The organism is Neisseria sp. HMSC064E01 (assembly GCF_001808875.1).
In the GTDB taxonomy this organism is placed as follows: Bacteria; Pseudomonadota; Gammaproteobacteria; order Burkholderiales; family Neisseriaceae; genus Neisseria; species Neisseria sicca_A.
The window spans coordinates 1-12087 of record NZ_KV794950.1 but is presented as its reverse complement, the minus strand read 5'-3'; the positions used below and the strand labels follow the sequence as shown (position 1 = coordinate 12087).

Annotated in this window: 11 protein-coding genes; 3 read left to right on the top strand and 8 right to left on the bottom strand. The window is 49.3% G+C overall.

Annotation, left to right across the window (positions count from 1 at the left end):
- Nucleotides 1–132: 132 nt before the first annotated feature.
- The 7 genes from ubiE to yhbY form a co-directional block, all read right to left on the bottom strand.
- A complete protein-coding gene (gene ubiE / locus HMPREF2572_RS09360; RefSeq protein ID WP_003760056.1) occupies nt 133–870 on the bottom strand; it encodes a bifunctional demethylmenaquinone methyltransferase/2-methoxy-6-polyprenyl-1,4-benzoquinol methylase UbiE in 738 nt (245 codons plus the stop codon).
- A 158-nt stretch (nt 871–1028) separates the two neighbouring features.
- Entirely contained in the window at nt 1029–1208 is a 180-nt protein-coding gene (locus tag HMPREF2572_RS09355; protein ID WP_049229651.1) for a hypothetical protein, read from the bottom strand.
- 104 nt (nt 1209–1312) lie between these two features.
- The gene (locus tag HMPREF2572_RS09350) at nt 1313–1744 is read right to left on the bottom strand and encodes a gamma-butyrobetaine hydroxylase family protein (protein WP_003762839.1); all 432 of its coding nucleotides are present in this window, start codon (nt 1742–1744) and stop codon (nt 1313–1315) included.
- A gap of 1 nt (nt 1745) precedes the next feature.
- Nucleotides 1746–2033, bottom strand: a complete 288-nt coding sequence (locus HMPREF2572_RS09345; RefSeq protein ID WP_231286232.1) for a cytochrome b6 — start codon at nt 2031–2033, stop codon at nt 1746–1748.
- Nucleotides 2034–2130: 97 nt separating this feature from the next.
- A complete protein-coding gene (locus tag HMPREF2572_RS09340) occupies nt 2131–3420 on the bottom strand; it encodes a CAP domain-containing protein (protein WP_070497983.1) in 1290 nt (429 codons plus the stop codon).
- Between the two features lie 140 nt (nt 3421–3560).
- Nucleotides 3561–3830, bottom strand: a complete 270-nt coding sequence (locus HMPREF2572_RS09335) for a pyrrolo-quinoline quinone (protein ID WP_070497980.1) — start codon at nt 3828–3830, stop codon at nt 3561–3563.
- A 204-nt stretch (nt 3831–4034) separates the two neighbouring features.
- On the bottom strand, nt 4035–4319 hold the full coding sequence (yhbY, locus tag HMPREF2572_RS09330) for a ribosome assembly RNA-binding protein YhbY (protein WP_003743108.1): 285 nt from the start codon (nt 4317–4319) through the stop codon (nt 4035–4037).
- A gap of 108 nt (nt 4320–4427) precedes the next feature.
- Between yhbY and HMPREF2572_RS09325 the strand changes: the two genes are divergently transcribed.
- The 3 genes from HMPREF2572_RS09325 to recB all read left to right on the top strand — a co-directional run bounded on the left by HMPREF2572_RS09325 (nt 4428) and on the right by recB (nt 11011).
- Complete coding sequence (locus HMPREF2572_RS09325; RefSeq protein WP_070497978.1) at nt 4428–5048, top strand: RlmE family RNA methyltransferase; 621 nt, start codon at nt 4428–4430, stop codon at nt 5046–5048.
- Nucleotides 5049–5112: 64 nt separating this feature from the next.
- Nucleotides 5113–7146, top strand: a complete 2034-nt coding sequence (ftsH, locus tag HMPREF2572_RS09320) for an ATP-dependent zinc metalloprotease FtsH (RefSeq protein WP_070497975.1) — start codon at nt 5113–5115, stop codon at nt 7144–7146.
- Nucleotides 7147–7369: 223 nt separating this feature from the next.
- A complete protein-coding gene (gene recB, locus HMPREF2572_RS09315) occupies nt 7370–11011 on the top strand; it encodes an exodeoxyribonuclease V subunit beta (protein ID WP_070497973.1) in 3642 nt (1213 codons plus the stop codon).
- 602 nt (nt 11012–11613) lie between these two features.
- On the opposite strand, the gene cas6 is transcribed toward recB, so the two are convergent.
- On the bottom strand, nt 11614–12087 hold a 474-nt coding region (gene cas6, locus HMPREF2572_RS09310; protein WP_148132319.1), incomplete at its 5' end, for a CRISPR system precrRNA processing endoribonuclease RAMP protein Cas6.

The window sequence follows — 12087 nt, the reverse complement described above, 5'->3', positions numbered from 1 at the left end:
ATACAACGAACAAAGGTCGTCTGAAAACCTTGTCAATCGGTTTTCAGACGACCCTTTTCCAGTTATTGATATGAAGCGACTTCTTTTAAATAATCTATTTGTATCAAACAGATAGTTCAGCCAAGTCCAATATCAGAACTTCACGCCTTTATGTAAGGCTACGATGCCTGCGCTCATGTTATGGTAATCGACGCTGTCGAAACCCGCATCGAGCATCATTTGTTTCAAGGTTTCTTGATCGGGGTGCATGCGGATGGATTCTGCCAGATATTGATAGCTGTCTGCGTCTTTGGCAATGAGTTTGCCCATGACCGGCAGCAGTTTGAAGGAATACAAATCGTATGCGCCTTCCAGTGGTTTGTAGACTTTGGAAAATTCCAATACCAATAGTGTTCCACCCGGTTTGAGTACGCGGTACATTTCTTTGAGGGCGGCATCTTTGTGGGTCATGTTGCGCAGACCGAAGGCGACGGAAACCAGGTTGAAATAATTGTCAGGAAACGGTAATTTTTCTGCGTCGGCGAGCGATACGGGCAAAATCAAACCTTCGTTAAGCAGCCTGTCGCGACCGACGGTCAGCATGGATGAGTTGATGTCGGTCAGCCACACTTCGCCCTCTTTGCCCACACGCTTGGCCCAGCCGCGCGACAAGTCTCCTGTACCGCCGGCGATATCCAGCACTTTATCGCCCTTTTTCAGACGAGCGGTATTGATGGTGAAATGTTTCCAAACGCGGTGCAGGCCGGCAGACATGACATCGTTCATGATGTCGTAGTTTTTGGCTACGGAATGGAACACTTCGGCCACTTTACCTGCCTTTTCTTCTTCGTTTACGGTAGTGAAACCGAAATGGGTTTTGTGGTCGCTCATAGAGGTGCTTTCCTAAAATAATCTGAAATCAATATGGTTCAAACGGTATTTCGATTTTCAGACGACCTTGCTCTAGGGGTCGTCTGAAAGTTTAATCATTGAGAGGCAAACCTGTCTTTCAATTTGTCCATGGCTACGCCGAATGCTGAAATTTCATCTCAGAAGGTGATGGCATTTTTATCGTCATTCACGATATGCTTTTTGCGGACCTGCTTGGTATAGTCTATCAAATGGATGGCTAAATAATCTTTTTTATTCAGATAGCAGCGCAACTTGCCCCCCGTGCAGTGGCATTGTACCCTCAAGACCGTATCTTTCCAGCCGATTTTGTTTGACATCCGACAGGCTGATATATTTTTTCAAGCGAGGAACAGAGCCTGCTTTGCCGACATCCTGCTGTCCGTCACAATGCCGCTTCAAAAAGAACAAACACGCTCAGTAATCAATGATGCCCGCCACAACCGCCGCTGCCACAGGAATGCTTTTTACCGGCAACAAGGTCTGCGGCACTCGGTATTCTGGAGGCTCCGGCTTCTTTTAACCTGCGGAGATAATCCTGCCAAAGCGCATCATAATCGTAAGCCAATTTATAAAGATAAGCCCAGTCATACAAACCGCTATTATGACCGTCTGAAAAAGTAATTTTGAGCGCATACTGACCGACAGGGTCTAAATCAGAAATCGTAACTTCCGCTTTACCTGTCTGCAAGACATCTTGTCCCGCACCATGTCCGCGCACTTCGGCGCTGGGAGAATAAACGCGGAGAAATTCGGCAGGAAGGGTTTTACGTTCGCCGCGATAAACCAAAACCAAAGCCGATCGGTCATGTTGCAAACGGATTTCTTCAGGAATGTTGTTATCAACTTGGTTCATGTCATACCCCCATTTTCTTTCGCAGCACCGCTACCCAGATTGAAAAAACGCCGCCCAAAAACGCAAACAGCAAGATTAAAATGAGCGCAAAACGGGTCAGCTCAATCCGCATCGACATATCCAAGCCCAAATCAAACACTGCCAAAACCACATATATCAGGAAAGAAAGCATCATCAGTCCGATACAGATAAAGGCATAACGCGTATGGGCGGCAATTTTCGGATGGCGGATCATTGTTTGAGAAACAAGAAATAAAATTTCCGCTATTCTAACAGTTTTACGGTTCACCCAAACAATAAAGTATCTTGCCCCACCCTGCTTTGTCTTGTTGCATATAAAGAAGGTCGTCTGAAAACCTGTTTGGGTTTCAGACGACCTTGATTGCCTATTGCCAGATATAAAGTAAGACCGCCTTATCGTTTTCTTCTTTCGGCGTTAACCGAACATCATCGCCTTTGTCTCCGGTAACCCGTACCACCATACCGCCGATCTGACGCTCCATGACTTCAAGTTTCGCTTTGCCGCGTTGGCGGTAAACATACTCCTCGCATTCCCGCTGACACCAAAAATCCTTCCAATGAATGAAATATTTCTTGCCCGATTCAATAGCCAGTTTCTCTCCGCCCTTAACGATGAAATAAGGATAATCAGGCTTTTTCGTTCGGAAAGTCCATTCGGCTTTTTTGGATTTGCCATTGCGCTCATACTCGAATACGGCACGATACGCGGTATCGTATTCCAAAGGCGACAAGGGAAATAAGGCAAACTGTCGATCAGAAAACGTATGATTCGGATCATTGCTTGCCGTCATCACCTTGACCTTCTCTATTTCGGATTTGCCTTGATAAAGCTTGAACGTCTTCATTCGAATTTTTCCGGCAGATTCCGCAAAAGCAATGCTGACCGGATTGCCGGTAAATTCGTAGCCGGGCATGGGGTCGGGATGTTCGCCGTGAAAATCCGGCATGGCAAAATTGCCTTGCGGATAAACGACATAAAGAAACTCGCGTTGCGCCTTGATTTCGTCCGCGTAAACAATGGCATGGTTGTTGCAGGCGTTTTGATAATAACGCCGCCCTGGTTCAGGATAAACCCTGCCTAAGCCGCAATAATAATTAAACTGATGATTTCCCTGATTAATGGCGACCGATGTACGCCCGTCGCGATACTCAAATGCCGCACCGGCTTCATCAATGCCTTGTTCCAACAAGGAAAAACGGTGATAAATCGCAGTCATCAAACCGTCAATCTGCTGCTGAACAGGCAAATGGGTATCTACCTCTTCTGGATACGGATAAAAACCGGTACTGATATTTTCATGTACGCCATCATAAAAATAACCGACCTTTTGGGCGCGTTCCGCCGGACGGTTGCCCGTGAAAAACGGATTGCTGCGATGACGTTCGTCATGACCGTCTTCAGGGTTCTGCAACAAATAACGCGCATGATTACGGGCAGATTTCTCTAAAACCGATGAATGCGCCAAAGTCGGCAACCCCGCGTTTGCACGCAAGAAGTTCAGGTAAGCCAATCCGCCGAATGACGAAACGGAAGACCTGTCATGCGGCGACTCAGCATGAATCAGCTCGTCATGGGAAATCCTATGGTTTTGCTGGTAATAAAAAAAACCGAATGCCGCAGCCAGCAGCAGAAGCCAGAAAGTGAGATTTTTCATCTTGTTATCAATATAAGTGAGAAGACGGCAAAAGTTATGCCTATTTCATTGCAAATTCTGAATCATACAGGATAAAGGTCGTCTGAAAAACCAAAACCCCGACTACAAACCATGTAATCGGGGTCGGCGATAAAAAAGACTTAGTATTGGTATTGATTCTGCTCAGGATATTGGTTCTGCGTCGGGTATGGATATTGATTCTGTTCGTACATTTGAGGCTGCTGTACTTGTTGGCGGTTGTCGATTCTGCTGCCGGTACGTTCCAATGCCTGACCAGCTTTACCGATACCGTGACCGATACCGCTGACAGAACGTCCGATAATGCGGGAGCCGTCTTCCCGAACGCCATTCCAAGTATTGTGACAACCTGCCAAAGTCAATAAAACCAGTGCAACAGATAATGCTTTCATGATGTGCTCCTATCGTTAGTATAGCCAATCCGCAGCTTTAAAAACTGCGGGTATGTTTCCATTGACAGTAATCAATCAGAGAGAGTTTATCGATTTTCCTGATTTTACGAGTGCATAACAAAAACACTTCGTAAGAGTCATAAATATTTTCAGACGACCTTTGGTATATCTGCCCTTAAGATGTCTGAATATGCTCTTGAAGAATCAAGCTTCCAAGTTTTTACGCCACAACACCAACAGTTTGCCGATATGCTGAACCAATTGCGCATCAACGGCGTCACACAACGCATTGCAAATTTCAACGCGTTCGGCACGGTCGTCGCCGAATACACGGACTTTGATTAACTCATGCGCCGTCAAGGCAGCATCGGTTTCCTTAATAACGGATTCGGTCAAACCTTGCTGTCCCACCATTACAACGGGATGAAGGTGATGCGCGCGGGCTTTCAATTCCAAAATTTCTTTGGTGCTTAATTTATTGTCAGTCATGTTCTAGTGCTTGAAAAGAAAGAATAATGCGGCATTGTACGCGATTTGGCGCAATCTCGGGGGAAAATAACGTACAATACGGCGTTTCTCTAAATCATTAAATATATTATGGCAGTACGTTCCAAATCATCCAAAGCTTGGCTTCACGAACACGTCAACGACCATTACGTCCACATGGCGCAAAAAGACGGCTATCGCGCCCGCGCCGCATACAAACTGCTGGAAATCAACGAAAAAGACAAATTAATCAAACCCGGCACGGTTTTGGCGGATTTAGGCAGTGCGCCGGGAAGCTGGTCGCAAGTCGCGGCAAAACTAGTCGGCAATTCAGGACGCGTGTTCGCATTGGATATCCTGCCCATGGATGAAATAGAAGGTGTCTCATTTATTCAAGGCGACTTCAGGGAAGATGAGGTATTGGCGCAATTTGAAACCTTACTGGACGGTCGTCCGCTAGACCTTGTAATTTGCGATATGGCACCCAATATGTCGGGTAACGCCGTAACCGACCAAGCACGCAGCTTTTACTTGTGCGAACTGGCTTTGGACTTTGCAGTCAATCACTTAAAAACGGGCGGCAGCTTTTTGGTGAAAGTATTTCAGGGAGCGGGCTATCAGGAATATATGGCAGCCATGCGCGAAATCTTCGGAACAGTGCAGACGCGCAAGCCCGAAGCATCACGCAATCGTTCCAGTGAGATTTATTTATTAGGGAAAAATAAACGCTGACAATACAGACAGCGTGTTTTAAAATCTTCCTTTCGTTTATCTTAATATCATGGAGTCTGGCTAAGTGGGGAATACCTTTAAGTCAATCCTGCTATGGGTTGCTTTGTGCGTCGGTCTGATGGCCGCGTTCAACGCACTGACCAGCAGGCAGGAAAACAAGCAGCAAATCGAATACTCTCAATTTATCCAACAGGTAAACAACGGTGAAGTGAGCAACGTCAAAATCGAAGGCTCCGCTATCATCGGTTATCTGATTAAAGGCGAACGCACCGACAAAACCACTTTCTTTACCAATGCGCCTTTAGACGATAGTTTGGTCAAAACGCTTCTTGACAACAAAGTCCGCGTCAACGTTATACCTGAAGAAAAACCGAGTATCCTTACCAGCCTGTTTTTCAGCCTGCTGCCGGTATTGCTGTTGATTGGCGCATGGTTCTACTTCATGCGTATGCAGAGTGGCGGCGGCGGCAAAGGCGGCGCATTCTCTTTTGGTAAAAGCCGTGCCCGCCTGATGGACAAAGAAACCAATAAAGTTACCTTTGCCGATGTTGCCGGTTGTGATGAAGTAAAAGAAGAAGTACAAGAAATCGTTGATTATCTGAAATCCCCCACCCGCTACCAAAGCTTGGGCGGTCGCGTTCCGCACGGCATTTTGCTGGCGGGCAGCCCGGGTACAGGTAAGACTTTGCTGGCAAAAGCGATCGCAGGCGAAGCCGGCGTGCCGTTCTTCAGCATTTCAGGTTCCGACTTTGTTGAAATGTTCGTCGGTGTCGGTGCAAGCCGCGTGCGCGATATGTTTGAGCAAGCGAAGAAAAACGCCCCTTGTATCATTTTCATTGACGAAATCGACGCTGTCGGCCGTCAACGTGGTGCAGGCTTAGGCGGCAGCAACGACGAACGCGAACAAACCTTGAACCAGCTTTTGGTCGAGATGGACGGTTTTGAAAGCAATCATACCGTTATCGTCATTGCCGCAACCAACCGTCCCGACGTACTGGATCCGGCATTGCAACGTCCCGGCCGCTTCGACCGTCAGGTTGTTGTTCCGCTGCCCGATATCCGCGGTCGCGAACAAATCCTGAAAGTCCATGTGAAAAAAGTACCTTTGGATGAATCCGTAGATTTGTCATCATTGGCACGGGGCACACCCGGCTTCTCCGGCGCAGATCTGGCGAACTTGGTCAACGAAGCCGCCCTGTTTGCAGGCCGCCGCAACAAAATCAAAGTCGACCAAAGCGATTTTGAAGATGCCAAAGACAAAATCTATATGGGTCCCGAACGCCGCAGCATGGTAATGCACGAAGACGAAAAACGTGCGACCGCCTACCATGAAGCAGGTCATGCGATTGTTGCCGAAAGCCTGCCGTTTACCGACCCTGTTCACAAAGTGACCATCATGCCGCGCGGTCGTGCGCTCGGTTTGACTTGGCAGCTTCCTGAACGCGACCGTATCAGCATGTATAAAGACCAAATGCTGAGCCAATTGTCGATTCTGTTTGGCGGACGCATTGCCGAAGACATCTTCGTCGGCCGTATTTCTACCGGTGCATCCAACGATTTCGAACGTGCCACCCAAATGGCGCGCGAGATGGTTACCCGTTACGGTATGAGCGATAAAATGGGCGTAATGGTTTATACGGAAAACGAAGACGAAGTATTCTTGGGACGCAGCATTACCCGTTCTCAAAATATTTCCGAAAAAACCCAACAAGACATCGACGCAGAAATTCGCCGCATCTTGGATGAGCAGTATCAAGTAGCCTACAAAATCCTTGATGAAAACCGCGATAAAATGGAAATTATGTGCAAAGCCTTGATGGATTGGGAAACCATAGACCGCGATCAAGTGCTGGAAATTATGGCAGGCAAACAACCTAGCCCGCCTAAAGATTACAGCTACAATCTACGTCAGGACAATCCGGAAAAACCTGAAACCGAGTCGGCAGCGCAAACTCCGGAAGCAATCAATCAACATGAACCTGCTTCCACAGAAACCGCTCAAGAGTCATCAGATAAAGCTCAAGAGTCATCAGATAAAGCTCAAGAGCCATCAGATAAAGCTAAAGACTTATCAGACAAACCTGAAGACCAAGCTTAATCGCACAAGAAAAAACGGCAGCCTAAAAGCTGCCGTTTTTATTATTTGAACCGCCCTATTTCTGCGGTTGAAATCGCCGATTCAATCTAAGAGAACACAGCCGCTAAGTCGCCAGCCATACCATACACCAAGCCAAAGCCTTTTTTCACATCCAAGCGCCACACCGTTTTCAGACGACCTCTGCTATGATTACGCCTTCTATCTGTACTTCCCTCCTTTTATCATGCCCGCCAACGTCACCATTCCAGCCTTCGATCCTCTAAGCATCCCCATAGCAGGTACCAATCTGATTGAAGCCTCTGCCGGTACGGGCAAAACCTACGGCATTGCGGCTTTGTTCACACGCTTGGTTGTGCTTGAGCAGATGCCGGTTGAAAGCATTTTGACCGTTACTTTTACCAAAGCGGCGACGGCGGAATTAAAAACCCGTTTGCGCGCACGCTTGGACGAAGTGTTGCAGGCTTTAGAAAGCGTGGAGGATACAGACAATCTTTCAGACGAACTTGAAACATATTGCCGAAACAATCATCCGGGCGATGTGTTTCTAACCGGTTTGCTCAAACAGGCATTGGTTCAAGAAAGTCGGGCACGGCTGATTGTCCGCCTCAAAGCCGCCATCGGACAATTCGACAACGCCGCGATTTATACCATTCACGGCTTCTGTCAACGCATTTTGCGCGATTATGCGTTCTTGTGCCGCGCGCCTATGGATGTCGAGTTGACCGAAGACAACCGCGACCGCCTGCTGATTCCCGCTCAAGATTTTTGGCGCGACCGCATCGTCAATGATCCCATTCTAGCGAAGTTGGTATTTGAACACCGCCAAACGCCGCAAACCATGCTGGCGGCAATACAAAAGTTCGTCAGCCGTCCGTATTTGGTTTTCAGACGACCCGAAGCAGATTTAGTCGCCGCGCAGGAAAACTTTCGGAAAACATGGGAAAAAGTGCGTTCCAAACTGGACGCTTTGGAAGAAACATTCTGGCGCATCCGTCCGATATTAAATGGGCAATCCTATCAAGAAAAAACATTCAAAACCGTCTTTCTCGAACTACAATCCGCCGCCCAATCCGATGCCCTTCCTTCTTTTTGCAAAACGACGGCAGAAAAGCTGCCCATGTTTGCCGTAGAAGCTTTAGAGTCCAAAGTCAAAAAAGGCAATACGCCCGACGCTGCCGCCTTTGCCGATTTGCAGATATTGGCGAATCTCGGCGCAGATTCGGCTGCCATTGTGCAAGCTGAAGAAGATACACTTACCCTGCTCCACCTCGACCTGCTCGACCATCTTAATGCCAGCCTGAGCGAACAGAAAAAATCCAAACGCGAACGCGGTTTCGACGATTTGCTGCTTGATGTTTACGACGCATTGACCGATAACCCGCAGGCAGACTCGCTGGCTCAGGCGGTAGCGCAAAACTGGCGCATCGCCTTGATTGACGAATTTCAAGACACCGATCCGCTGCAATACGAGATTTTCCGAAAAATCTTCATCAGCCAAAACAAGCCTTTATTCCTAGTCGGCGACCCCAAGCAAGCCATTTACAGCTTTCGCGGCGCCGATATTTACGCCTATCTGCAAGCCGCGGCTGACGCGCAACACAGCTACACGCTGGCGACCAATTACCGCAGCCATGCCAAGCTGATTAACGGCATAGGCGCATTGTTCCGCTGCAAAAACCGTCCTTTCGTCTTGGACGGCATAGACTATACCGAAGTCGGCGCCGCGCGTTCCGAAAGCCGGCTTTCGCCACCGCGCACTGCCATACAGATACGCTGGCTCAACGGCAAAGACGACGAAGTGCTCAACAAAGACATCTTGCGCCGCCGCGCATCCGAATATTGCGCCGACGAAATCGCCCACACGCTCAACGAAGCTGCCGAAGGTCGTCTGAAAATCAAAGACAGACCGGTCGTTTCGGGCGACATCGCCGTCTTGGTCAGAACGTTCAACGAAGGCGTAATGGTGGCAAAATCGTTGAAAACGCGCGGCATACAAAGCGTTTTGCTGTCGCGGGAATCGGTTTTCACCACGCCCGAAGCCCTCGCCCTTGCCGCGCTGTTGGATTACTGGCTCAATCCCGGACAAATCGGCTCGTTACGCTTCGTCTTATCCGGCACATTGTTCGGCTACGATGCGCAAGCCCTGTATCAACTCAACCGCAACGAAGCCGAATTATTAAACTGGATAAACACCGCCGCCGAATCCGTCGCCATTTGGCGGAAAAGCGGGATTTATGCCGCGCTGCAATACTTCTCCTCGCTGCACGGCATCGAAACCGGACTGCTTGCACGCGTCGACGAACGCGGTCTCACCAATTTCCATCAGCTTTTAGAATGCCTCTCCGAAGAAGAAGGACAAAGCCTCAGCCCCGCCGCCCTACATCAATGGCTCAACGACCAAATCAGTCTGGCGCAAGACAGTTCCGTCGGCGAATCAGGGCTTTTACGGCTTGAAAGCGACGAAGCACTGGTCAAAATCGTCACCATGCATGCCTCCAAAGGTTTGCAATATCCTTTGGTCTATTGCCCTTTCGTTTGGGACGCGAAAGACATGAAGCCCGCCGATTGGCAAATCCTCCACACCGCCGACAACACCACCGAGCTGCTTGCCAAAACGCAACTCAACGATGAAGACCGAACCCACCTTGCCGACGAAGAAATGGCAGAACGCCTGCGCCTGCTTTACGTCGCGCTGACCCGTGCCGAAGAACAGCTCGTCCTCTATGCCGCCCATTGCGGCGATACCGCCGATTCCCCTTTCGCCTACCTGCTTGAAGGCAGCGCCGACAGCAATCGGGCGGATACCCGCCAAGCCTATGATCAAGAACGCAAAGCAAACAAAGCCATAGGCGAGCTGCAAATGCTGAAAAACAACTGGCTGCGTTTCCTCAAAAATCCGCCCGAACATACCGACTTCAGCTTTTCCGAAGACGCGCCGCAACCCGCAGCCGCGCAAAACCGCCATCTTTCAGACGACCTCTATCAAGCCGCCGTTATCCCCGCCCGCGGATTTCAGTTTATCCGCCATACCAGCTTTACTGGCCTCAGCCGCCAAGTCAAAACCCGAGACGACGAGCACGAAGAATTACAACCCGCACTCGACCCAGCAGAAACTGCCGCCGACACAGAAAGGTCGTCTGAAACCGCTCTTCCCGTTTCAGACGACCTCCCGAATACCGACATCCACCATTTCCCACGCGGCGCCAATGCCGGCGTCTGCCTGCATGAAATGTTGGAAAAATTCGACTTTGCCCAAAGCGCCGAAAACCAAAGCAGCCTGATAACTGAAACCTTGACCCGCTACGGCTTCGACCTGCTTTGGACAGATGCCGTCAAACAAATGCTCGAGACCTGCCGCAAAACGCGCCTTTCTGCACAAAGCCTGTCTGAAATCCCACCCGAACGCCGCCTTCCTGAAATGGGGTTCACCCTCTACACCGAAGACTTCAAACTCCATGACCTGCGCCGCTGGTTTGCCCGCGAAAACAGTACCTTGCCGCCGGAATGTATCGAAGCCGCAGAAAGATTGGATTTCCAAGATGTACAAGGCTTTCTCAACGGCTTTATCGACATGGTTTGCCAAGATTCAGACGACCTCGTCTGCATCATCGATTACAAATCCAACCATCTGGGCGACGACGCCGAAGCCTATACGCAACAAGCCATGAATGAAGCCGTAGCAGACCACCACTACTACCTGCAAGCACTCATCTACGCCATCGCCGTCGCCCGCTACTTAAAACTGCGCGGCAAACCGTTACCCAAAATCGCCATCCGATACCTCTTCCTGCGCGGATTGGACGGCACGGACAACGGCGTCTGGCAATGGGACTTGGATACCGAATCCTTGGCGCAATGGCTGTAAATGGAATGAAAAAGGTCGTCTGAAAATGTTCAAAAACATTGTGAAATGCAAAGCAGACGGCTATAATCCTCCTTACAAGTTTTCCGACGGATAGCGAAAAGTCTGTCTTTCGGCTGCTCTTTTCAGTTAAGGTTTTATTAAATAATGTCTTTGTTGGTTAAGGAAAAATACTAACCTTTCTTAACTATATAGAAGATTGAAAATAATGAAATTTTTTGACTGAGTGCAGTCGGAAGACTTGCCCCACTAATCGGGGATTAAGACTACTTAAACTGCACAACAGAAACTGTATTGGTATGTCGGAAGACTTGCCCCACGTATCGGGGATTAAGACACACTATCGCCTACCACTTGGAAATAGGTCATGCCGTCGGAAGACTTGCCCCACCAATCGGGGATTAAGACTGAATCTAGCGTAACCACGACTTTTCCTTTCTTTGGTCGGAAGACTTGCCCCACTTATCTGTCTTTCAAGCTTTTCAGACGACCTCTAACCAAGGTCGTCTGAAAATATCGGAAAACCTGCCCCTCTCATCGGGGATAAAAATCAAACAGCCTTGATGGTTCGTTCCATCAAGGCTGTTTTTGCGTCGGGCGTATTGTCAAGCTGCTTGGATAATGCGGTATTGCCCGTTGCCGAATACGGTTCCTTTGCCCAAGTGCAGCCATTGCCCGATATACAGCATTTGCGAAAAGGCGGGTGAAAGGCCGGTCAGTTGCCATGTACCGATTGCGCCGCTAAGGGGCGTAATCTGCTTTTGACGGTTGGAAAACCGGCGGTGTTCGTGCCATGAAAGCCGGGGCGGGACACCTTGTCCGCCGATTTGGGCGGACAGCTCGGCAGCGTTTGCATGATTGCCCCAGTGCAGATGGGCAAGCGTCAGATAGCGGCGCAGGAGCTGGCGTAGGAAAATGGCCTGCGTCAGCTCGGTTTCGCGCAAAATCCTGCCTTTTTGCTGGATACGTAGAGGCGTCAGCAGCTGAATATGCGCTTGGGAGGGATAGCGTTCGGGCAGCCTGATATGGTTGTCGTGCAGCGCGATGGGGCTACCGCGTTCGCTAATCGTCAGGAAACT

Coding starts and splice junctions, on each gene's coding strand:
- ubiE (WP_003760056.1), bottom strand. CDS start 870: ATGAGCGACCACAAAACCCATTTCGGTTTCACTACCGTAAACGAAGAA.
- HMPREF2572_RS09355 (WP_049229651.1), bottom strand. CDS start 1,208: ATGTCAAACAAAATCGGCTGGAAAGATACGGTCTTGAGGGTACAATGC.
- HMPREF2572_RS09350 (WP_003762839.1), bottom strand. CDS start 1,744: ATGAACCAAGTTGATAACAACATTCCTGAAGAAATCCGTTTGCAACAT.
- HMPREF2572_RS09340 (WP_070497983.1), bottom strand. CDS start 3,420: ATGAAAAATCTCACTTTCTGGCTTCTGCTGCTGGCTGCGGCATTCGGT.
- HMPREF2572_RS09335 (WP_070497980.1), bottom strand. CDS start 3,830: ATGAAAGCATTATCTGTTGCACTGGTTTTATTGACTTTGGCAGGTTGT.
- yhbY (WP_003743108.1), bottom strand. CDS start 4,319: ATGACTGACAATAAATTAAGCACCAAAGAAATTTTGGAATTGAAAGCC.
- HMPREF2572_RS09325 (WP_070497978.1), top strand. CDS start 4,428: ATGGCAGTACGTTCCAAATCATCCAAAGCTTGGCTTCACGAACACGTC.
- recB (WP_070497973.1), top strand. CDS start 7,370: ATGCCCGCCAACGTCACCATTCCAGCCTTCGATCCTCTAAGCATCCCC.